Annotated in this window: 23 protein-coding genes; 12 read left to right on the plus strand and 11 right to left on the minus strand. The window is 66.9% G+C overall.

What is annotated here, in order from left to right; translation table 11 throughout:
- The first annotated feature begins 34 nt into the window (after positions 1–34).
- Positions 35–337 carry a TM2 domain-containing protein gene (locus GGC64_RS34750; protein WP_369434774.1) on the plus strand — a complete coding sequence of 101 codons (303 nt, stop codon included), beginning with the start codon at positions 35–37 and terminating at the stop codon, positions 335–337.
- 119 nt (positions 338–456) lie between these two features.
- On the plus strand, positions 457–3,477 hold the full coding sequence (locus GGC64_RS18685) for an AfsR/SARP family transcriptional regulator (RefSeq protein ID WP_192724055.1): 3,021 nt from the start codon (positions 457–459) through the stop codon (positions 3,475–3,477).
- Positions 3,478–3,483: 6 nt separating this feature from the next.
- Here GGC64_RS18685 and GGC64_RS18690 read toward each other — a convergent pair whose 3' ends face one another.
- From GGC64_RS18690 to GGC64_RS18710, 5 genes are all read right to left on the minus strand, one after another.
- Positions 3,484–3,885, minus strand: a complete 402-nt coding sequence (locus GGC64_RS18690) for a hypothetical protein (RefSeq protein ID WP_192724056.1) — start codon at positions 3,883–3,885, stop codon at positions 3,484–3,486.
- A 15-nt stretch (positions 3,886–3,900) separates the two neighbouring features.
- Entirely contained in the window at positions 3,901–4,641 is a 741-nt protein-coding gene (locus GGC64_RS18695; RefSeq protein WP_192724057.1) for an LpqN/LpqT family lipoprotein, read from the minus strand.
- A 109-nt stretch (positions 4,642–4,750) separates the two neighbouring features.
- Positions 4,751–6,406, minus strand: a complete 1,656-nt coding sequence (locus GGC64_RS18700; RefSeq protein ID WP_192724058.1) for an FAD-dependent oxidoreductase — start codon at positions 6,404–6,406, stop codon at positions 4,751–4,753.
- A 16-nt stretch (positions 6,407–6,422) separates the two neighbouring features.
- The gene (locus GGC64_RS18705) at positions 6,423–7,439 is read right to left on the minus strand and encodes a diiron oxygenase (protein WP_192724059.1); all 1,017 of its coding nucleotides are present in this window, start codon (positions 7,437–7,439) and stop codon (positions 6,423–6,425) included.
- A gap of 168 nt (positions 7,440–7,607) precedes the next feature.
- Entirely contained in the window at positions 7,608–8,129 is a 522-nt protein-coding gene (locus GGC64_RS18710; RefSeq protein ID WP_225952090.1) for a CAP domain-containing protein, read from the minus strand.
- 146 nt (positions 8,130–8,275) lie between these two features.
- Here GGC64_RS18710 and serC point away from each other — a divergent pair, with 146 nt between their 5' ends.
- The 3 genes from serC to GGC64_RS18725 all read left to right on the plus strand — a co-directional run bounded on the left by serC (position 8,276) and on the right by GGC64_RS18725 (position 11,112).
- Positions 8,276–9,388, plus strand: a complete 1,113-nt coding sequence (gene serC, locus GGC64_RS18715; protein ID WP_192724060.1) for a phosphoserine transaminase — start codon at positions 8,276–8,278, stop codon at positions 9,386–9,388.
- An 89-nt stretch (positions 9,389–9,477) separates the two neighbouring features.
- Positions 9,478–10,263, plus strand: coding sequence for a septation protein SepH (gene sepH, locus GGC64_RS18720; RefSeq protein WP_192724061.1), 786 nt, complete (start codon positions 9,478–9,480; stop codon positions 10,261–10,263).
- Between the two features lie 45 nt (positions 10,264–10,308).
- Positions 10,309–11,112 carry a TIGR03620 family F420-dependent LLM class oxidoreductase gene (locus GGC64_RS18725; RefSeq protein WP_192724062.1) on the plus strand — a complete coding sequence of 268 codons (804 nt, stop codon included), beginning with the start codon at positions 10,309–10,311 and terminating at the stop codon, positions 11,110–11,112.
- Here GGC64_RS18725 and GGC64_RS18730 read toward each other — a convergent pair.
- Genes GGC64_RS18730 through GGC64_RS18740 form a run of 3 tightly spaced genes read right to left on the minus strand, consistent with a single transcriptional unit; the run spans position 11,102 to position 12,678 of the window.
- Positions 11,102–11,356 (minus strand): DUF2537 domain-containing protein, encoded by a 255-nt coding sequence (locus GGC64_RS18730; RefSeq protein WP_192725172.1) that lies wholly within the window; start codon positions 11,354–11,356, stop codon positions 11,102–11,104. The two genes, GGC64_RS18725 and GGC64_RS18730, sit on opposite strands and share 11 nt — an antisense overlap.
- A gap of 37 nt (positions 11,357–11,393) precedes the next feature.
- Positions 11,394–12,209, minus strand: a complete 816-nt coding sequence (locus GGC64_RS18735; protein ID WP_192724063.1) for an RNA methyltransferase — start codon at positions 12,207–12,209, stop codon at positions 11,394–11,396.
- Between the two features lie 37 nt (positions 12,210–12,246).
- A complete protein-coding gene (locus GGC64_RS18740; RefSeq protein WP_192724064.1) occupies positions 12,247–12,678 on the minus strand; it encodes a MarR family transcriptional regulator in 432 nt (143 codons plus the stop codon).
- An 86-nt stretch (positions 12,679–12,764) separates the two neighbouring features.
- Here GGC64_RS18740 and GGC64_RS18745 point away from each other — a divergent pair, with 86 nt between their 5' ends.
- Both GGC64_RS18745 and GGC64_RS18750 read left to right on the plus strand, forming a co-directional pair.
- Entirely contained in the window at positions 12,765–13,004 is a 240-nt protein-coding gene (locus GGC64_RS18745) for a DUF2530 domain-containing protein (RefSeq protein WP_192724065.1), read from the plus strand.
- Between the two features lie 19 nt (positions 13,005–13,023).
- Positions 13,024–13,476, plus strand: a complete 453-nt coding sequence (locus GGC64_RS18750) for an SRPBCC family protein (protein ID WP_192724066.1) — start codon at positions 13,024–13,026, stop codon at positions 13,474–13,476.
- Here GGC64_RS18750 and GGC64_RS18755 read toward each other — a convergent pair.
- The gene (locus GGC64_RS18755) at positions 13,473–14,237 is read right to left on the minus strand and encodes a DUF3027 domain-containing protein (protein WP_370582187.1); all 765 of its coding nucleotides are present in this window, start codon (positions 14,235–14,237) and stop codon (positions 13,473–13,475) included. The two genes, GGC64_RS18750 and GGC64_RS18755, sit on opposite strands and share 4 nt — an antisense overlap.
- A gap of 183 nt (positions 14,238–14,420) precedes the next feature.
- Here GGC64_RS18755 and GGC64_RS18760 point away from each other — a divergent pair, with 183 nt between their 5' ends.
- From GGC64_RS18760 to GGC64_RS18770, 3 genes are read left to right on the plus strand one after another with little or no spacing between them, the layout of a single operon-like run.
- The gene (locus GGC64_RS18760; RefSeq protein WP_192725173.1) at positions 14,421–16,019 is read left to right on the plus strand and encodes an MFS transporter; all 1,599 of its coding nucleotides are present in this window, start codon (positions 14,421–14,423) and stop codon (positions 16,017–16,019) included.
- Entirely contained in the window at positions 16,016–16,501 is a 486-nt protein-coding gene (locus tag GGC64_RS18765) for a DUF2771 domain-containing protein (protein WP_192724068.1), read from the plus strand. The genes GGC64_RS18760 and GGC64_RS18765 overlap by 4 nt, the downstream gene beginning before the upstream one ends.
- Before the next feature lie 27 nt (positions 16,502–16,528).
- A complete protein-coding gene (locus tag GGC64_RS18770) occupies positions 16,529–17,071 on the plus strand; it encodes a hypothetical protein (protein WP_192724069.1) in 543 nt (180 codons plus the stop codon).
- Between the two features lie 2 nt (positions 17,072–17,073).
- On the opposite strand, the gene GGC64_RS18775 is transcribed toward GGC64_RS18770, so the two are convergent.
- Together GGC64_RS18775 and GGC64_RS18780 are read right to left on the minus strand one after the other, a co-directional pair.
- The gene (locus GGC64_RS18775; protein ID WP_192724070.1) at positions 17,074–18,078 is read right to left on the minus strand and encodes a glutathione S-transferase family protein; all 1,005 of its coding nucleotides are present in this window, start codon (positions 18,076–18,078) and stop codon (positions 17,074–17,076) included.
- A gap of 86 nt (positions 18,079–18,164) precedes the next feature.
- The gene (locus tag GGC64_RS18780) at positions 18,165–18,575 is read right to left on the minus strand and encodes a cold-shock protein (protein WP_192724071.1); all 411 of its coding nucleotides are present in this window, start codon (positions 18,573–18,575) and stop codon (positions 18,165–18,167) included.
- A gap of 156 nt (positions 18,576–18,731) precedes the next feature.
- Between GGC64_RS18780 and GGC64_RS18785 the strand changes: the two genes are divergently transcribed.
- Positions 18,732–19,136, plus strand: coding sequence for a YccF domain-containing protein (locus GGC64_RS18785; RefSeq protein WP_192724072.1), 405 nt, complete (start codon positions 18,732–18,734; stop codon positions 19,134–19,136).
- Positions 19,133–20,185 (plus strand): GTP 3',8-cyclase MoaA, encoded by a 1,053-nt coding sequence (moaA, locus tag GGC64_RS18790; RefSeq protein ID WP_192724073.1) that lies wholly within the window; start codon positions 19,133–19,135, stop codon positions 20,183–20,185. The genes GGC64_RS18785 and moaA overlap by 4 nt, the downstream gene beginning before the upstream one ends.

Consider the following 20,185-nt stretch of genomic DNA (forward strand, 5'->3'; position numbering starts at 1 on the left):
CGGACTCCAACCGCCGGTCTGCATGATCGCCGTCATGACGACGCCACAACCACACCAGGCGAACGCTCCTGGTCAAATTCCCCAAGCGGCGCACGCGGTTGACGCCGCAGGCAGGCCGCTGTCCGACAAGAGCAAGTTGACCGCTGGGCTGCTTGGAATCTTCCTCGGCAGCTTCGGGGTCGGTCGCTTCTACCTGGGCTACACCACGATCGGAATCGCTCAGGTGGCCGTGACTTGGCTGACCCTCGGAATCGGCGGGATCTGGCCGCTGGTCGACGCCATTTTCATCCTCGCGGGCAAGGTACCCGACGCGCAGGGGCGAACCCTGCGCGGTTGAGATGCCTTGGCGCACACAGCGTTCTGACGGCTGACTCCCAGCAAATCGGCTGACCAGCCGAATCCGCCGACCGCATGTATCGTCTCAGCAAACTGAAACATCGCTGAGGGCCGGGTGAGATGGTCGAGTATTACCTGTCGGGCGCTGTGGAGGCCCGCGTCGAAGGTGCGACCGCACCGCTAGGCGGACCCAAGCAGAGATGCGTCTTGGCGGTGCTGCTGGCCAATCACGGCACGGTCGTCGGCAATGACAGGCTCATCGATTGCGTGTGGGAGGAGGAGCCGCCGGCGAAGGCGTTGGTGTCGTTGCGCTCCTACGTCGCCAACCTGCGCAAGATCCTGAACACGACCGGAGACGGCCAACGCCAACGGCTCGAATCGCGCCCCTACGGCTACCAGCTGAACCTGCTGCAGAACGATTCCGTCGATCTGCATCGGTTCGAAGAGCTGGTTTCGGCAGGCAGGGCCGCGTTGATCCGCAACGACCCCGCAGGCGCGGCGGGCGCACTCAACCAAGCTCTTGCGTTGTGGCACGGAGATCCCTTCGGCGAGTTCGCCTTCCGTGATTTCGCTGCCCCCGACGTGCTGCGGTTCGCCGAACTGCGGACCACCGCGATAGAAGCGCGATTCGACGCCGAATTGATGCTCGGCGCCGCGCGTGACCTGATTCCCGAAATCGAGGCCGCGGTGGCACAGCACCCGCTGCAGGAACGGCTGTGGGGACATCTGATGCTGGCCCTCTACCGGGCGGGCCGAACGGCGGACGCGCTGCGAGCGTTCGACCGCGCCCGCGCCACCCTCGACCGGGAGATCGGGACGCGGCCCGGAGAAGGCCTGCAGACCCTCTTCCAGAAGATCACCGACGGCTCGGCAGACCTGCGGGCCGAGCCCCCCGGCGGGGGGATCCATCCCGAACCCGACGCACCCCATACGCCCTTCGTCGGCCGGGATTCGGAGATGAGTGCCGTCACGACCGCCGTGCGCAGAGCCAAGGAATGCATCGGCGGAATGACGCTGATGACCGGGGAGAGCGGGATCGGCAAGACATCGCTGGCGCAGGCCGCCGCCGACCAGGCCAACGGGAACGGCATCACCGTCGCGTGGGCCGGTCACCCGACCGACGTCACGCTGCCACGGCTCTGGACGTGGATCCAGCTGCTGCGGCAGCTTGGCACCGCCCTCGGCGAGACCGGCCGCCGGGAGGTGCGGCGCGCCGCGCCCGGCGTCGTCGACGCGCTGGTTCCCGAGTGGGGACACGCCGACGAGATCGGTTCTGCGGTCGGCGTGCCCGCTACGGGCTTCGCCCTGATTGAAGGCATTGTCCTTGCGCTGCAAAGACTTTCGTCGATTCAACCGTTGCTACTCGTTCTCGATGACCTACAGGTGGCCGACGAGGCGTCGATTGACACGCTGGCATTGCTTGCCGCTGAGTTCCCGCGCGTGCCCATCCAGATCATCGGCAATTGGACATACTTCGGTGCCGACCGACCGATGAAAAGGCAATCGTTCGAGCGTCTGCTCAAGTCCAACGACATCGCCACGGTGCAGCTACGCGGTATCGACCGCAAGGCCGCCGGCTGTCTCGTCGACGCGATCGTCGGCGAGCCAACGTCTGCGGCGGTGCGGGACGAGGTGTGGCGCCAGTCCGGCGGCAACCCGTTCTACATCAAGGAGCTCGCAAGGACGCTCGACACCGCGACGGCGGGTCCGCCGGAGGCGGTGGTCGGGGTGGTCGGCCGGCGACTGGGGGTTCTCGAAACCGCGTCTCGACGTGTGCTGAGCGCGGCCGCCGTGGTCGGCCCCGAGTTCGACGTAGCCGAACTCGCCGACATCGTCGACCTGTCGATTTCGGCCGTCCAGACCCGGCTGCGGCCTGCCTACGACACCGGCCTCCTCGACGAATCGGTCGAGCGTCCGGGGGCGTACCGGTTCAGCCACGGTCTGGTCCGCGACGGGCTACTCGCGCAGCTGGCCACCACCGAACGCACCAGCGTCCACGCCGCGGTGGCGACCACCCGCGCGGCCGCCGTCGCAACCGCCGCGTACGAGGACAGCATCGCCGCAGCGGATCACGCCTGGCGGGCTGGCGCTGAGCTGAATGCCGAGACAGCGCTGGACATCCACGAAACCGTCATCCAGCGAGCGCTGAACCGCTCGGCGTATGACGACATCGCGGTGCTGGCCGAACACGCGCTGCAGGTCTGCCACAGGCTGCCGGCCAAACCCGAACACCTGGAGCGGCAGGCCACGCTGTGGCTGCACCTGGCCGGAGCGAAGGGCATCCTCGAAGGCCAGACCAGCAAGGCCGCCTCCGATGCGGTGCAGCGCGCATTCGAGATCGGCAGCGAGGTCAAGGGCCGAAGCTTCTACGGGGCGATGGCTCTTCAGTGCATGATGCTGTGCGCGTACGGACGCATCGAGGAAACCTTCGTCATCGCCACCGGGCTGCGCGAGCAGTACGAGAAATCGGGGGACCCCGACATCGGTATCGCCAGCGACTTCGCGCACGCGATGGTCTACTCCCTACGCGGTGACGCCGAGGCGCTCATCGCCACGGGCAACCACATGATGAGCACGTTTCCACCACCGCAGACGGTCACCGATCCGCTGCACTTCTTTCATCCACGCGTGTACTGCTGGATGGCGTTGGCAGAAGCAATGCGCGGCGACGACGATGCCATGAGCGAATACCTCCGGTTGGCAAGGGAACTCGCGCAAAGTAGAGGCGATGTGTTCAACATCCTGGCCGCCAAGCTCACATTCATAGAATGCGCGGCCATCCGCGGCGTCGTCGAGGGTACCGCAGCACTGGCCGACGAGGTCGACCGTGAGTTCTGCGCCGCAGGCGGCCAGCAGTGGGCGGCGTGCGCCAGGATCATCCGGGTCTGGGCACAAACCCTCGATACCGGCGACGCCGACCCTGCCGTCGCGTTCGAGGCCTTCGAGATCTTCACCAGCGACGGGTCCGTGGCGATGAACCCGACGTTTCTTGTCCTGCTGGCCGACATCGAAGCCCACCATGGACGATTCGATGGCGCGCACGAATTGCTCTGGCGGGCACAACGTTTGGCCGATGCCACCGGCGAACACGGCGAAGATCGGCTCATCGCCGAACGAATGGTCGCGTTGACGCCGGCGTGAACCGCCTCAGCTCTTGACCGCGCCTTCGGGCAGCGCCTCGCGCCATTGCCGCCACACTGCGCGGTCCGTCATCAAGTCGAGCAGACTGCCGAAACCGGTTGGATAGACCAGCGATACCAGCCACTGACGCGAATCACCTTGACTGATCTGAAAACCGCCGCGATAGAACTGGCGCAGCCACTTGATCGCGAGTTGGTCGCGGTCGAATTCGAAGATCACCACCGGCTCACCCGCGGAAAGTCTTGCCTTGTAGTCGGTCAGCCCGAGTTCCTCGTCGACCCATTTGGAGTACTCGGAGGCGACGCAGCGCAGCGTCGTATCCGTGAGCTCCAGTTCGACATTGACCCACCAGGAGTTGCCCCGGCTCTTCAAAAGATAGGCCTTCGTGTGCGGAGGGGCGCTGGACATCGTGTTATCCGCCCGTCAGGTGGTGATGTTGATGGATTTGTCGATGGCTTCGAGCGCATCGAACAACGGCTTGCTCTGGTCTTCGTTGCTGGTCGCGTTCATCTGCAGGACGTAGAGGCCGCCGGGTCCTTGGATGACCACCGTCTCCTGACCGGAAGCGGCCTTGATGCCCTGCAGGTCGTACTCGCCGGCAATCCGGTAGGCCGGGAACCCGGACACCGTCGCCGTCTCGTCGCCGGCGGCAACGAATCCCGGCAGGTTCTTCATCTCACCACCCGCCAGCTGCAACAGTTTGTCGGGATCGGCAGGGCCGTCGAGTTTGGAAAGCAGCGCGATGATGTTCGGCGTGTAGTTGGCGCCCTGGGCCTCCGGGCCGGTGTAGACCAGCGCGCCGTAGGCGTAATCGGGGGTGTCTGCGCCCGCGCTCTCCCAGCCGTCGGGCAGCTCGATGTTGATCTGCGGAGCGCCCGGATCTCCTTCGTGCACCGGAGTTTCGGTGATGTGCTGATCGCGGATGTAGTCGGCGATAGTGGGGTTGGCCGCGCCTGCGCCCACCGTGTCCAGTCCGCGGGGTTGCAGCTTGCCGGTCGGCGCCGCCGCCTTGCTCGACGTCGCCGTCGCCGACGCACTGCTGCTCGAGCTGTGCGTTGTGGTGGCCGAAGCGTTGTCTTTGCTTCCACCCCCGCACGCCGACAGCGTTGCGGCCAAACAAACTGCGGTGAATGCGGCGACCATGTGCCGGCGCTGCATCTGCATCGTGTCTCCTCGTCGGTGTCCAGTGGACGTCGAGCACGTCCGCGGGGACACCGTAGAGACGATGGGTTGGAATTTGATTGAAGCCGGCGGCGCCGTTGGTTGGAATGGCTCAGCGCAGCAGGCCGGCGAGCAACCGCTGCCGGACAGTGGGCGCGGGTGCGACTGCTGCCGCGGCAAGCATGTCGGCGACGGCGGTGAACTTGTCACGCGGCCGTTGTCCGCCGCCGCGGGCGATCTCCGCCGCGTCGATGGCCTGCCATCCCGCGCCGTCGACAACGTCGGGCCGCCGGCTGCGCACCAGCTTGTCGAGCGACGTGCCAACGGGGTCGGACAGCAGCCCGCGGTTGTAGTCGGCGACCAGGTTGTGCACGGTCTGCGCCGCGCACGACTTGTTGGTCCCGATGAACCCGGTCGGACCGCGTTTGATCCAGCCGGCGACGTAGCTGCCGGGCGCACCGATGACACGGCCGCCTTCGTTGGGCACGACCGCGGTGGCTTCGTCGAACGGCAGCCCGCGAATAGGCTTGCCGCGGTAGCCGATTGACGTCAGCACCAGCCCCACCGCGAGTGTGCGCACTTCGTCGGTCCCCGTCACCGTGAACTCGACGCCGTCGGTGCGTTCCTCCCCCAGGATGCGTCTCGGCGTCAGCCGGTAGGCGAGTCGGATGCGTGGTCGCGTCACCGGGGTGGACGAATCGCCGAGCTTGGAGAGCACCTCGAGCTTGTTGCGGGTCAACGGATCCGATGCCTCGGCAAGATCGCGCAGCACCAAGTCGTGGTCGGCCGCGTCCAGCACCACGTCACACGTCGACGCCAACCCGATCAACTCCGGCAGTGTGAACGCCGAATCACGGGGTCCACGCCGTGCCGCGATGACGACCTCGGTGACCTTCGACGCCCGCAACGCGCTCAGCGCGGACTCGGCGATGTCCGTGCGGGCCAGCGCATCGGGATCGGTGGTCAGGATGCGTGCGACGTCGAGAGCGACGTTGCCGTTGCCGACGATGACCACCCGATCACGGCCCAAATCGATTGGCAGGTCGGCGTATTCGGGATGGCCGTTGATCCATGCCACCACCTCGGTTGCCGTGCCCGTGCCAGGCAGGCCCATGCCGTGGATGTCGAGTCGGCGATCGTTGGGCGCGCCGACGGCGTAGAGCACGGCGTGGTGATGCTCGAGCAATTCGGCGTGGGTCAGGTCCGATCCCACCTCGACGTTGAGGTAGAACCGAAACCCGCGCCGTCCGGCGATCCTGTCGAACAGCTTCGTCACCCGCTTGGTGCTCTGGTGATCGGGAGCGACCCCGGCGCGCACCAAGCCGTATGGCGTCGGCAGCCGTTCGAAGACGTTGACCCGCACGCCCTGTTGCGTGAGCAGTTCATCGGCGGCATACATCGCGGCGGGCCCGGAGCCGACGATCGCCACCGTCAACGGCCCGCCGTCGCGAGGCTCGACATACGGCGCTTCGAGCACCGGTGCGAGCTTGGACGTCGGCGGCAGCTTGGTTTCGCGCTTCGGGTAGAACGCCGCATTCAGCTCGATGAACGGCAGCTGACTGGGCTCCAGCTTGGTCTCCGGTGCGATAGCCCCGACCGGGCACGCGCTCACACACGCGCCGCAGTCGACGCACGCCGCCGGGTCGATGTAGAGCATCTCGGCGGTCGCGAAGCCCGGCTCATCCGGTGACGGATGAATGCAGTTCACCGGGCAGGCGTAGACACAAGACCCGTCGCTGCAGCACGACTGGGTGATCACGTGGGGCATGAGGCTCCTATATCGCCTAGGCCACTGCCACCACGTGCTGCCGCTGCGGCTCGCTGCGGTAGCGGCTGGGCCGGCCGTCGATCCTGCAGATCCGCCACACCAGCCTGGCAATCGGATTGTTCAGACCGGTGTCGCGGCAGAGCATCCGGACGTCACCGAACATGTCGCGCAACATCTGACGGGATTCCGGCGATTTGAAGAACACTTCCTTGCGCACCGAGCGCGGGATGTCGAATTCCTTCCAGAACGCCCTCGGCGGGACGATGATCGCCGAGCACAGCACCCGCATCACGATCGGCACATAGATCGACAGCCAGAATCGCTTGCGGCGCGGCAGCTTCGGGATCCGCTTTCGCAGATACTCATGGGCGAACGAAATGTGGCGAGCCTCCTCGGCCACATGGATCGCCATCACCCGCTCCATGATCGGATGCAGCGACTTGCCTTCGCGCAGCACGTTTTTCTGCGTGTGGTCGATGGGCTCCTCGCCGGCGAGGATGCCGAACCAGAACGGGATCGGCAGCGGCCCCGCCACCAACGGGATCAACGGCTGCACCCACTTCAGCAGCCGCGGCATGCCCGGCACGTCGGCGCCGATGCGGTTGACCATCTCCTGGAACATCATCGTGTGGTTGCACTCTTCGACGGCCTCGTGCAGGCAGTACCGGTACTCGGGTGAGCCGTTGGGCGTCCAGAACGAGTACTCCATCAGGCCGCGGATCAGGATCGACTCGAAGTGCAGACCGACCTTGGCGACGTTGGCCTGGCGCCACATGCCGATCTCGATCTGCCGTTCCAGCGTCTGTGCCTGATACCACGGGTGGCGACCCAGCGGATCGGTCGCGGGCAGGACCCAGCGCGGGTCGTTCGGGAACACCGCGAACTCGGGTGACTCCCAGTCGATGTCCGTGTACGGATTGAAGTTTCGCCGCACCGACCCCTCGGACAGTGTGGTGAGCATGTCGACGTACTCGATGTCGTCGCTAACGTCCATGTTGCGACGCCACCGGCGGACCAGCTTCGTGCGAGCCATTTTCAGCCTTCCAGGTCTCCCATGAGGTTTACATTTGGGCCCTAATGTCCAACGACGGTACCGCAGGTATCGCATATTGAACAGCCCCAGTTGTTCGGTGTGGTGCGTCGCCCCAGCGCACAGCGGGTGTGACGGGCGCCACAGTTGAAGGGGGCTGGCCGGCGGCAGCTACTTCTTCCCGAAATCCCCGGCCACAGTGAACTTGTCGCCGTTGCTGACCGCCGAGAACCCCGCGTCGGTGAATCCGCAGTCGGTGATGATGGCGCGGTGCCCCGGACTGTTCATCCACCACGTGACCGCGGCGGCGGGGCTTCCGCCGGGGCCGGTGCTCCAGAACACGATTTCGCCGAGGTTCGCGTACGACGCGTAGCCGGCGTCCTTGACGCGTTGTGCCGGCGAAGAACCGTCCGAACCCGTGTGGCCCTGCACGCCGTGTTCGAGCATGTCGTCGGCCTGCCGGGCAGCGGACACGGTCAGCTGCGGGTTGGCGGCAACAGGGCCACACCCGTTCGCCGCGCGCGTCGCGTTGATCTGGTTGAGCACCGCCCCACCCTGGTCGGCGCCGATGGGGGTACGGAGGCTGCCGACTCCGCCGTCAGCTAGCGCCGGAGCGGCGGCGAGCATCGCACCGGCGACCGTGAAGGCCGAGGCACATGCGGATAGCAACGCCGTCGCTTTTTCCATACCCATCAGGTAACAGTATGGTCACCGCCAGTCTCGAGTGGCAGGGTGTTCGCACATTATTAGCAAACTTCACAGCAAACGCCTTGTCACCGTCCGCTTCGGCCAACCCTCCCGGCAGAAAGCGCGTTGGTCCGGTCATTACTCTTGAGCCCATGGCCGAACTGACGATTCCCGCCGATCTCAAACCCGCCGACGGACGATTCGGCTGCGGCCCGTCCAAGGTGCGGCCGGAACAGCTACAGGCACTCGCCGCAGCAGGCGAGCTGTTCGGTACCTCGCATCGGCAGGCTCCCGTCAAGAATCTCGTCGGTCGCGTCCGCGATGGGCTGCGCCAATTGTTCTCGCTCCCTGAGGGTTACGAGGTCATCCTCGGCAACGGCGGCTCGACGGCGTTCTGGGATGCCGCGGCGTTCGGGTTGATCGACGAGCGCTCGCTGCACCTGACGTATGGCGAGTTCAGCTCGAAGTTCGCCTCGTGCGTCGCCAAGAACCCGTTCGTCGGTGATCCGATCATCATCAAGGCCGACCCGGGCAGCGCGCCGCAACCGCAGTCGGATCCGTCCGTCGACGTGATCGCGTGGGCACACAACGAAACCTCGACCGGGGTTGCGGTGCCCGTGCAGCGGCCCGAGGGATCCGGTGACGCGTTGATCGCGATCGACGCGACGTCGGCGGCGGGCGGCCTGCCCGTCGACATCGCCGACGTCGACGCCTACTACTTCGCACCGCAGAAGAACTTCGCGGGCGACGGCGGGCTGTGGGTGGCGATCATGTCCCCCGCGGCGTTGTCCCGCGTCGAGTCGATTGCGGGCTCGGGCCGCTGGGTGCCCGACTTCCTGTCGTTGCCTATTGCGATCGACAACAGCACCAAGAACCAGACCTACAACACCCCGGCCATCGCCACGCTGATCCTGCTCGCCGAGCAGATCGACTGGCTGCTGGGCAATGGCGGGCTGGATTGGGCCGTCAAGCGCACCGCGGACTCGTCGCAGCGGCTGTACTCCTGGGCGGAGGCGTCGAAATTCGCAACGCCGTTCGTCGCCGATCCGGAGTTGCGCTCGCAGGTGGTCGGCACCGTCGACTTCTCCGACTCCGTCGATGCCGCAGCGGTCGCCAAGGCGCTGCGCGCCAACGGCATCGTCGACACCGAGCCCTACCGCAAACTCGGCCGCAACCAACTGCGCGTCGGGATGTTCCCCGCCGTCGAACCCGACGACGTCAGCGCGCTCACTCAATGCATCGACTGGGTGGTGGAACGGCTCTGACCTGCCCGGGCGTGTCTGCGCGGTAACGGACAGGTAACGCAGTAGGGTCCCCCTCATCGGGCTTGGGATTCGGTCCGGAGGAGGTCTAAATGCGGGAACTCAGAGTCGTCGGTCTCGATATCGACGGCAAACGAATCGTCTGCGAGGCCGAGGGCCTCGGCGAGAAGTTCCTGCTGCGGCCCGATGACCGGTTACGTGCCGCCCTGCGCGGCGACACGTCCGGCTCGACCCAACCCCAATCCGACACCGAGGTCCAAAACGTGCTGCGTCCCAAGGAGATTCAGGCCAAGATCCGGGCGGGCGCGTCCGTCGAACAGGTCGCTTCGGCCGCCGGAGGCGATATCGAACGCGTGCGACGGTTCGCCAGCCCGGTGCTGCTCGAGCGCTCACGCGCCGCCGAGCTGGCAACCGCCGCGCACCCGGTGCTGCCCGACGGTCCATCGGTGCTGACGCTGTTGGAGACGGTGACGGCCGCGCTGGTGGCCCGCGGCCTTGACCCGGACAGCACGAATTGGGACGCGTGGCGCAACGAGGACGGGCGCTGGACGGTGCAGATGGGTTGGAAGGCAGGCCTGTCCGACAACGTCGCGCACTTCCGCTACACGCCGGGGGCGCACGGCGGCACCGTGACCGCGTTCGACGACGCGGCGAACGAGTTGATCGATCCCAACTTCGCCCGGCCACTGCGGCCGCTGGCCCCGGTGGCGGAACTGGAGTACGACGAGCCGGAGTTGGAGCCGGAACTGCCGATCGAGACGTTGGAGGCGCCCGAGCCGCCGCCTGCGCCGAAGCCGCCACGGGCCCGCAAGGGCAAGCCGGCCGTGCCCGCTTGGGAGGACGTGCTGCTGGGCGTGCGCTCGAGCGGGCAGCGCTGATCCCGTCTTGACCTAAAGCGTCGTTGAGGTCCTACCGTCGACCTCATGACTTTGGGACCGATCGGGCTCGCAAGCAGCTACCCATACACCGACGACGCCGCCGTCGTCACCGACGAAGCGCAACGCGTTGAGGCCCTTGGCTTTTCGACGCTGTGGCGCTCCGGCAATCTGCCGATGCTCGACGCCGCGGTGCGCGCAACCACGCGCATTCCGGTGGCGACAGGCATCATCCCCGTCGACTCGGTGCCCGCCGCTGACGTGATCGCGACGTATCAATCGCTACAGCGTGACCACCCCGGCCGCTTCCTGGCCGGTCTCGGCGGAGCGCACGGGGCGCATCCGTTGAAGACACTCAACGCCTACCTCGACGCATTGGACGAGGCCGGCATCGCCGCGGACTCGCGGGTGCTGGCCGCGCTGGGCCCGAACATGCTCGCACTCGCGCGCGACCGGGCGTGCGGCGCATATCCGTTTCTGGTGACGCCGTCGTACGTGGCGGACGCGCGCGCCGCTCTCGGCGCTGACAAGACGCTGGCGGTGTTGGTGATGGTGCTGCCGACGACCGACCGCGAGGCCGCGCGTCAGGCCGCTGCCAAACCGCTGGGCTTCCTGACGACCGTCGGCGGATATCGCCGAAACCTGTTGCGGCAGGGCTTCTCTGAGTCGGATATCGATGAGGTGAGCGACCGATTGCTCGACAGCATCACCGCATGGGGCGATCTCGCCTCGATCGCCGCGCGGGTCGCGGAGTTCCACGCCGCAGGCGCCGATCAGGTGGTGGTGCGGATGCTGGGCGCCGACGACGAGCAGGCCTGGCAGGGCAGGCTGGCCGAAGCGCTCATCCGATGAGGCCGCCGAGTGCCATCGCCAGCAGTGCGAGCCAGGCACCCGCCACGCCGACGCCGGAGCCGAGCACAAACCATCGCCACACCGGCAGGTTGCGCCAACCCCGCACGGTCGGGGCCAGGCCGCCGACGGCGACCAAGTTGAGTCCGACAGCCAGCAGCGGATGCACACGGGTGAGTCCGAGGCTCAGCACGACGACCGCAGCGGCCGTCACCGCCGCGACGAACGCGGCCACCGTCAGGCCCATCGCCCATGGAGTGGAGTCGTCGGTCACCTGAGTCAATCTAGTATGCGAGCCTGGCCCGTTCGTAGAACGCGAGCGCCGCGGCCGTCGCGACGTTGAGTGAATCGGTGCCACGCGACATCGGAATCCGCACGCGCGCGTCGCTGCTTCGCATCACCGTCTCCGTCAGGCCAGGGCCCTCGGCACCGACGAGGAACGCCACCTTGGCATCGGCCGCCTCTGTCAGCTCATCGGCCAGGGTGCGCGCCGACGGGTCGGGCGTCATCGCGAGTAGACGAAACCCGTTGTCCCGCAAGATGTGAAGATCACCGGGCCACGCCGCCGCCCACGCATAGGGCACCAGCAGGGCATGCCCCATCGACACGCGAACGGCACGCCGGTAGAGCGGGTCGGCGCAGCCCAAACCGAAGATCACCGCGTCCACGCCGAGGCCCGCGGCATTGCGGAAGATCGAGCCGAGGTTCTCGTGGTCGTTGACGCCCTCGAGCACCGCGACCGTGCGGGCACCGTCGAGCACTTGGGCGACGGACAGTTCGGGCGCACGCGAGGCCGACGCCAGCACCCCGCGGTTGAGATGAAACCCGACGACGTCGGCCATCACGCCGGCATCGACGCGGTAGTACGGCGCGTCGACACCGTCCAGGTCATCGCCGAGCTCGGCCAGTCGCCGGTCGGTGCCCAACATTGCGCGCGGGCGGAACCGCGAGGCCAGCATGCGCTGCACCACCAGCACGCCCTCGGCGATCACCAGACCCTTTCCGCTGGGAAGGTCGGGTCTGCGATCGACGCTGTTGAGATCGCGGAAGTCGTCGAGCCTGGGATCCGCCGGGTCGGCAACGTCGATTACTGCTGCCAATCCCCCGCTCGCTTCGCTCGTGTCCGCCGGAGCGGGCTCATGCGCTTTCGTCGACCATGCCCGACATCAGATCGGCTGCCATCAACAGCGTCCTGCGCTGGTCGGGTTGGAGGCGGTCGAGACGTTGTTTGAGCCATTCCTGGCTGGCACGACGCTCGGCCTCGATCAGGTTGGTGCCTGCCCGCGATACCGACACCAACACCTGACGGCCGTCGGCCGGATGCGCGTCGCGATCGACGAAGCCGAGCTCGCACAGCGACGCGATCACCCGCGTCATCGAAGGAGGACGGACGCGTTCGCGCGTGGCTAACGCGCCAGGCGTCATCGGGCCCTCTTTAGCAAGCGTCGACAAGGCCGACAGCTGCGATAGCGAAACAGGCGAATCCGGGCGCCGAAACCGCAATTGGCGAGCCAGACGGATCACTGCCAGCGACAGATCACTCGCCAGCCGGGTGTCGACGTCTTTCACAAGGCAAAGAGTACCTAGCGGGTCTCGGGAAATCTTCGAAAACCCGGTGCGTTTCTGACGCGTAGGTAATCGACTACGTTGTCAGCGTGGCACCGGAACCGCCCGCCTTGCCGGCGACCTTGCTCAAACCATGGCCGGTCATCGTGGTGATAACGGCGGGTTGGCTCGTCGCCGTGGTGCTGGCATTCACGGTGGCCGCCCTGCAGGAGTGGCGGCCGTTCACCGTCGCGGGCCTGGCCGTCGGAGCCCTCGGCACGTCGATCATGCTGTGGCAGCGCCGCGCTGTGCGCCGTGGATCGCGAGGAGCCCAGAGCGGGCTCAGTTGACTTCGATAGAGGAGGGGTAATGGCAGAGCCGCTGTTGCAAGCACAGATCGACATCGATGCACCGGTCGCGAAGGTGTGGTCGCTGGTTTCCGATCTCAGCCGGATGCCGCAGTGGAGCCCGCAGTGCCGGCTAATGAAGGCGCTGGGTCCGGTGCGCCAGGGCACGACGACGATCAACCTGAACCGTCGCGGTCGCCTGTTCTGGCCGACGACGAGCGTTGTCACCGAGGTGATTCCGGAGAAGAAGCTGGCGTTCAAGGTGCCGATCAACCACACCGTCTGGAGCTACGAGCTCGAACCCACCGAAACCGGAACGCGACTGGTCGAGAGCAGGCACGCCGAGAACGGCGTGACGGCGTTTTCGAATCTGAGCGTGAACGCCTTGATGGGCGGTGTGCCGAGTTTCGAACGTGAACTGGTCGAGGGCATGAACGCGACGCTGTCGCGCATCAAAGCGGCTGCGGAGAACTAACTTTCGGGCTCGACTACCTCGAGGACGCCGTCGTCGAACGGGTCATACAGCGGAGACCCTGTGCCTGGCGGCTGCGGCGTGTCCGAGTGTGCGCCGCAACCGTATTCGGATTCCACGACATGCCCGTCGGCCGCCAGCTCGTTGGCGCATACGCCGAACATCGTGCCCAGCGCACCGGCCAGCGGAATGTAGAAGCCGCAGTCGCGGCACACGCGGCGGGTGGACCTGGCCATCGCCGACCCGGGGCCGAACTCGCCGTCGTGCCAACGTTGCGCGGCATCGCTGCGGCCGAATTCGCTGAGCACCTGACGGCGGCCCAACCCGAGTTCGACGGCGACGTCATCCACCAGCGGGTCACCGCTTGCCGTATAGCCGGGCACCAGCCTCGGGTCGTTGGTCGCGGGCGCGAGCAGGTCGCCGGGACTCAGGTCGCCGGGCTTGATGCGCTCCTCCCACGGCACCCACTTGGGCGCCAGCAGCGCGGTGGGGCCGGGGACCAACACCACTTCGCTGATGGTGGCGTGGTCGGCTCCCGGGCAGGCGGCGACGACGACGGCCCACTGCCAGCCCTTGTAGCCGGGCATATCGGCCAGGAAGCGATGCGTCGCGGCCGTCGGGTCCTCGAAGCTGGCGCCGAGATACTCGCCAACGGTGTCCTCACCGCTGAACTCGACGATCGCCGCGCGCGCCTGCTCGGCGGCGCCCATCAGCACCGCCTCCAGGTCGGGGCGATCTTCGGTGTCCACGCTGTCCATCGCCATCAATAGTGCCTGACCGGGGAACGTCGAGCCACACCGGTCACCTGCACGCCCGCAACCGCGTCGATGGGGGAGAATCGAGGCGTGACCGGACCGCGGCGTGATCACCGAGACCCGCGGGGTCGGCGTGAAGACCGCTATTACCCGCCGCGTCCGCCAGCCGATGCCGACGGGGAGCATCCCGGGATGGCGAACTATCCCAGCGACCCCGACGTGGGCGGCGGCTACCGCCGGCCGCGCCGCTCGTCGTCGACGCCCAGTGCCAACCGGTGGCTGCCGCCGCTCGATGACCGCTCGGGCCGGGAGCATCCGTCGGCTCCCCCGCCGCCCACCGTCGGCGCGGGTGCGGGCGAGAAGATCACGGTCACCCGCGCGGCCGCGCAGCGCAGCCGCGAAATGGGTTCGAAAATGTACGGTTTGGTGCACCGCGCGGCCACGGCCGACGGTGCCGACAAGTCCGGCCTGACCGCGCTGACGTGGCCGGTGGTGGCCAACTTCGCCGTCGACGCGGCGATGGCCGTCGCATTGGCCAACACGTTGTTCTTCGCCGCCGCTTCCGGCGAGAGCAAGGGCAAGGTCGCGCTGTACCTGTTGATCACCATCGCGCCGTTCGCGGTGATCGCCCCGTTGATCGGCCCCGCGTTGGACCGGCTGCAGCACGGCCGCCGCGTCGCGCTGGCCGCCTCCTTCATCTTGCGCACCGCGCTCGTGATGGTGCTTGTCGCCAACTACGACGGCATCACGGGGAGCTACCCCTCGTGGGTGCTCTATCCGTGCGCGCTCGGAATGATGGTGCTGTCCAAGTCATTCAGCGTGCTGCGCAGCGCGGTCACCCCGCGTGTGTTGCCGCCCAGCATCGACCTGGTTCGCGTGAATTCGCGGCTGACGACGTTCGGGTTGCTCGGCGGCACGATGGTCGGCGGTGCAATCGCCGCAGGCGCGGAGTATCTGCTCGGCCTGGTGCACCTGCCCGGCGCGCTGTACGTCATCGTCGCGGTGACGCTGATCGGTGCGGCGCTGTCGATGCGGATCCCCAAGTGGGTCGAGGTGACGGCAGGCGAGGTGCCGACCACGCTGTCCTACCACGGGGGCAGCGGCGAACTGCGGCGCCATCCCGAACAAAAGACGTCGGCCGAGCCACGACAACCGTTGGGCCGCAACATCATTGCCGCGCTATGGGGCAACTGCACCATCAAGGTGATGGTCGGCTTCCTGTTCCTTTACCCCGCGTTCGTGGCGAAGTCGCATGACGCCAGCGGGTGGGAGCAGTTGCGCATCCTCGGCGTGATCGGCGCGGCCGCGGCGATCGGCAACTTCGCGGGCAACTTCACCGCCGCCCGGTTGAAGCTCGGATACCCGGCCCTGCTGGTCGTGCGCTGCACCATCGCGGTCACCACGTTCGCCTTGGCGACCGCGCTGACCGGCAAGCTGATGGTGGCGGCGCTGGCCACGTTGGTCACCTCTGCGGCGGCGGCGATCGCGAAGGCCTCACTCGACGCGTCGCTGCAGGACGACCTGCCGGAGAAGTCACGGGCTTCGGCGTTCGGCCGCTCAGAGTCGTTGCTGCAGTTGGCCTGGGTGGCAGGCGGCGCCACCGGTGTGTTGGTCTACACCGATCTGTGGGTGGGCTTCACGGCGATCTCCGCGATCCTGATCGTCGGGTTGGCGCAGACCGTGGTGAGCTATTTCGGCGAGTCGCTGATACCCGGCTTCGGCGGGAACCGTCCGGTGCTCGCAGAGCAAGAGGGCGGCAGGCCGGATCGCGCGGCGGTGGCGCCGGAGTGAAACGCGTTGTCGCCGCGCTGGCGATCGTTGCGATCGTCGCGTCCGTCCTCACCGGCGTGCTGGTGTGGCACCTCGCCAGCCAGCCGCGGCCGGACCATCCCGAGATCAGCGCCTATTCGGACGGCCAGCTGGTGCGGGTGGGACCGTACCGGTACTGCGAGGTGCTGAACCCCACCAATTGCGACACCCCCAAAACCGACGGCGAGCTGCGGGTCGACCCGCGTCACGCCGTTCAGTTATCGGTGCCAGCCGAGATCGCCCGTGCGCCATGGGTTTTGGTGCGCTCGTACGAGGGCGGCGATGCTGTCGACGAGTTCCGACCGGAGACCAAGCTCGCGGTGACCATCCCCACCGTGGATCCGCATCACGGCAGGCTGTTCGGTATCGCCGTGCAACTGCCGACGCTGGTGCGCGACGAGGCGGGCAACGAGTTCCCGGTGCCGCACGCGGAATGGTCCGTGCGAACGGTTTGGGATCGGTAGCAGACGCGCCGGTGCTAGCTTGCCTGCGTGGTTCAGGATCACGTCTATGAGCTTGTCCCGCTTCCCCAGCGTCATTTGGGCAACTTGTGGACGAAGGCGACACCCCCGCCGCTCGTCGTGCAGATCGACGCAACCGACGTCGTCCGGGTCGGTGACCCGACGACGAGTGAGCTCATCGCCTCGGCTCCGCTCGCGCAGGTGACCGCGGTCCCTGCGATATACACCTACGGAGGCGGTGAGGTGGACCCCGTCACCGAATCCGTTCTGGTGGTGACCGTTCCGGGATTGGCACCGCTGAGAATCAAGCCCGACCGGATGAAGGGCGACTGGGGTGATTACCGGTACGGCTGGCTCGATGCCGTCGATCGCTCCGACCGACCCGGGTATGTGGTCACCGAAGCGGAATGGCTTGGGCTGATTGAGAGGTTCGGTCTGCAAGACCACATCGCCGACGTTCACACCGCCGGCGAGATGGCGCAGCGAAACCGCCGCGCCGCGATCAAGACCGTGGCATATCTTGCGGCGATCGTCATTCTGCTGGCGTTGTCGGCCTACCTGCACCACAGGTGACGCTAGCCGGCCCCGTGGCCGTCCGGCACCCGCTCACCCTCAACCGTCGGCCCAGGCGGTGTTCCCTCACCAAACGGTCTGCCGCCCAACGCTTCCCGGCCGTGCGGCGTCAACCATGTGGACAGGTCGGGTCCTTTGGGCACGATCTGTGTCGGGTTGATGTCCTTGTGCACGATGTAGTAGTGCTGCTTGATCTGTACGAAATCGGTGGTGTCGCCGAAGCCAGGCGTCTGGAACAGATCTCGCGCGTAGGCCCACAGCACCGGCATCTCCGCCAGCTTCTGGCGGTTGCACTTGAAATGCCCGTGATACACCGGATCGAAGCGGGCCAGGGTGGTGAACAGCCGAACATCGGCCTCGGTGATGGTGTCGCCGACCAGGTAACGCTGATTCGCCAACCGCTCGGAAAGCCAGTCGAGCGCGGTGAACAACCGGTCGTAGGCCTTGTCATACGCCTCCTGTGACCCCGCGAAGCCGCAGCGGTACACGCCGTTGTTGACCTCGGTGTAGATGCGCTGGGCGACCTCGTCGATCTCGGCGCGCAGCTTTTCCGGGTAAAGCTGCGGAGCGCCTTCGCGGTGAAACTTCGTCCACTCGGTGGAGAAGTCCAGAGTTATCTGCGCGAAGTCGTTGGTGACGACCTCACCGGTGGCCACCTCGACGATCGCGGGCACCGTGATGCCCTTCTCGTAGTCGGGGAAGCGCTTCAGGTAGGCGTCCTTGAGCCGGGGAATCTTCAGCACCGGGTCGACGCCGCCGGGGTCCAGATCGAACGTCCAGCTGTCCTCGTCGTGTGTCGGGCCGCAAAAGCCAATCGAGAGAACGTCTTCCAGGCCGAGCAGGCGTCGCACGATGATGGTGCGGTTGGCCCACGGGCAGGCCCGGGCAACGACCAGCCGGTAGCGATCCGGTTCGACGGGATAGCCGTCGCGGCCGTCGGCCGTGATGCGGGTGGTGATGTAGTTGGTGTCGCGGTTGAACTCACCGCCACCGGCGACATATGCCATGCCACCAGGATGCCCGCGAATGTGGGGTTAATGCACGCGCCGCGGCCGCCAAGCGTGTGTCAAGCCCACACTCGGCGAGGCGGCCCCTATGCGTCGAGTTCGCGAGCGACGGCCTTGACGACCTCGGAGACGCGACGGGCCACCTTGCGGTCGGGGTAGCGACCCTTGCGCAACTCGGGCTGAACCGTGCCCTCGAGCAGCGTGATCATGTCCTCGACCATGCCGTGCAATTCGTCGGGGGTGTGCTTGTGTTCGCTGGCCGCGGCATCGCGACGAGTCCGCGTCAGGCTCGGCGGCGGATCGATGAGCTTCAGGCTCAACGCCTGCGGGCCACGCCGGCCGGCGGCCACGCCGAACTCGACCTTCTGCCCGGCCTTGAGTCCCTCGACGCCAGCGGGCAGTGCCGAGGACCGGACGTAGACATCCTCGCCCTCCTCCTGCGACAAAAAGCCGAACCCCTTTTCGGCGTCGTACCACTTAACCCGGCCGGTCGGCACTGGTCTCACCTGCTTGTCTCTGACGGAAACGACTACATAGGGATACATAGCAAAGCGTCCCGCCTGCGCCGGGACGCGTTTAGGTGATCCTACTCGGCGCCCTCGGCGCTCAGCACCCCCTTATATCGGTAGGCTGAAAGCACCGCTGGAGGAAAGATGCGCCTGATCCTGAACATCGTTTGGTTGGTCTTCGGCGGTCTCTGGCTGGCGTTGGGCTACCTGTTGGCCGCGCTCATCTGCTTCGTCTTGATCATCACGATCCCGTTCGGATTCGCCGCGCTGCGCATCGCGCTCTATGCGCTGTGGCCGTTCGGCAACACCATCGTCGACAAGCCGGGGCCGCGGCCGGGCGCACTGATCGGCAATGTCATCTGGCTCATCCTGTTCGGCATCTGGCTGGCCATCGGCCACGTGATCACCGCGGTGGCCATGGCGATCACGTTCGTCGGCATTCCGCTGGCGCTGGCCAACCTCAAGCTGGTCCCGGTCTCGCTGTTCCCGCTCGGCAAGGAGATCGTGCCGGTCGATTCCTTCAACACCCCGATGCGAGCCGCCGCATGACCATCACCGAACTCGGCGTGCCGTCGGTGCAGCGCCCCGTGCGGGGCATGCCGACCGAGGGACCCATGGTCGACACGTTCGGCCGCGTCGCCACCGACCTGCGGGTGTCGTTGACCGACCGCTGCAATCTGCGCTGCACCTACTGCATGCCCGCCGAGGGCCTCGACTGGCTGCCGGGCGAACAGCTGTTGCGAGCCGACGAGCTGGCCCGGCTGCTGCGCATCGCGGTCACCAGGCTCGGCATCACCAGCGTTCGCTTCACCGGCGGCGAGCCGTTGGTCGCGAAGCACCTCGAGGACGTCGTCGCCGCGACCGCCGCCCTTGCGCCCCGGCCCGAAATCACGTTGACCACCAACGGCATCGGGCTCGACAAGCGCGCCGCCAAGCTGGCAGAGGCCGGGCTCGACCGGATCAACGTTTCCCTCGACACCGTCGACGCCGCACGCTTCGCCCGCATCACCCGCCGTGACCGCCTGCACGACGTAATAAAAGGGCTCGCGGCCGCGAAGGCTGCCGGGCTGAGCCCGGTGAAGGTCAACGCCGTGCTGGATCCGGTCACCGGGCTCGAGGACGCCGTCGCGCTGCTGCAGTTCTGTATCGACAACGGCTACCAGCTGCGCATCATCGAGCAGATGCCACTGGATGCGGGCCACGAGTGGAAGCGCGGCCGGGCGATCGCCGCCGACGACGTGCTGGCCGCCCTGCGCCGGCACTTCGACCTGCAGCCGGACCCGGCACCGCGCGGCTCGGCCCCCGCGGAGTTGTGGGAGGTCGACGGGGGCAAGGGCAAGGTCGGCATCATCGCCTCGGTCTCGCATGCGTTCTGCGCGGCCTGTGATCGCACCCGGCTCACCGCCGACGGTCAGGTGCGCAACTGTCTGTTCGCCCGGCACGAGACCGATTTGCGGCGCCTGATGCGTGCGGGCGCCGACGACGACGCATTGGCGGCGGCCTGGCGCGCCACCATGTGGGTCAAGGCAGCCGGCCACGGCATCAACGACCCGGACTTCGTACAGCCGGACCGCCCGATGAGCGCGATCGGCGGCTGA

This window comes from Mycobacterium sp. OAS707, from assembly GCF_014873705.1.
Lineage (GTDB): Bacteria > Actinomycetota > Actinomycetes > Mycobacteriales > Mycobacteriaceae > Mycobacterium.

Bases quoted from the DNA above. Each gene is read 5' to 3' on its own strand.
- GGC64_RS34750 (WP_369434774.1), top strand. From the start codon at position 35: ATGACGACGCCACAACCACACCAGGCGAACGCTCCTGGTCAAATTCCC.
- GGC64_RS18685 (WP_192724055.1), top strand. From the start codon at position 457: ATGGTCGAGTATTACCTGTCGGGCGCTGTGGAGGCCCGCGTCGAAGGT.
- GGC64_RS18690 (WP_192724056.1), bottom strand. From the start codon at position 3,885: ATGTCCAGCGCCCCTCCGCACACGAAGGCCTATCTTTTGAAGAGCCGG.
- GGC64_RS18695 (WP_192724057.1), bottom strand. From the start codon at position 4,641: ATGCAGATGCAGCGCCGGCACATGGTCGCCGCATTCACCGCAGTTTGT.
- GGC64_RS18700 (WP_192724058.1), bottom strand. From the start codon at position 6,406: ATGCCCCACGTGATCACCCAGTCGTGCTGCAGCGACGGGTCTTGTGTC.
- GGC64_RS18705 (WP_192724059.1), bottom strand. From the start codon at position 7,439: ATGGCTCGCACGAAGCTGGTCCGCCGGTGGCGTCGCAACATGGACGTT.
- GGC64_RS18710 (WP_225952090.1), bottom strand. From the start codon at position 8,129: ATGGGTATGGAAAAAGCGACGGCGTTGCTATCCGCATGTGCCTCGGCC.
- serC (WP_192724060.1), top strand. From the start codon at position 8,276: ATGGCCGAACTGACGATTCCCGCCGATCTCAAACCCGCCGACGGACGA.
- sepH (WP_192724061.1), top strand. From the start codon at position 9,478: ATGCGGGAACTCAGAGTCGTCGGTCTCGATATCGACGGCAAACGAATC.
- GGC64_RS18725 (WP_192724062.1), top strand. From the start codon at position 10,309: ATGACTTTGGGACCGATCGGGCTCGCAAGCAGCTACCCATACACCGAC.
- GGC64_RS18730 (WP_192725172.1), bottom strand. From the start codon at position 11,356: ATGGGCCTGACGGTGGCCGCGTTCGTCGCGGCGGTGACGGCCGCTGCG.
- GGC64_RS18750 (WP_192724066.1), top strand. From the start codon at position 13,024: ATGGCAGAGCCGCTGTTGCAAGCACAGATCGACATCGATGCACCGGTC.
- GGC64_RS18755 (WP_370582187.1), bottom strand. From the start codon at position 14,237: ATGGCGATGGACAGCGTGGACACCGAAGATCGCCCCGACCTGGAGGCG.
- GGC64_RS18760 (WP_192725173.1), top strand. From the start codon at position 14,421: ATGGCGAACTATCCCAGCGACCCCGACGTGGGCGGCGGCTACCGCCGG.
- GGC64_RS18775 (WP_192724070.1), bottom strand. From the start codon at position 18,078: ATGGCATATGTCGCCGGTGGCGGTGAGTTCAACCGCGACACCAACTAC.
- GGC64_RS18785 (WP_192724072.1), top strand. From the start codon at position 18,732: ATGCGCCTGATCCTGAACATCGTTTGGTTGGTCTTCGGCGGTCTCTGG.
- moaA (WP_192724073.1), top strand. From the start codon at position 19,133: ATGACCATCACCGAACTCGGCGTGCCGTCGGTGCAGCGCCCCGTGCGG.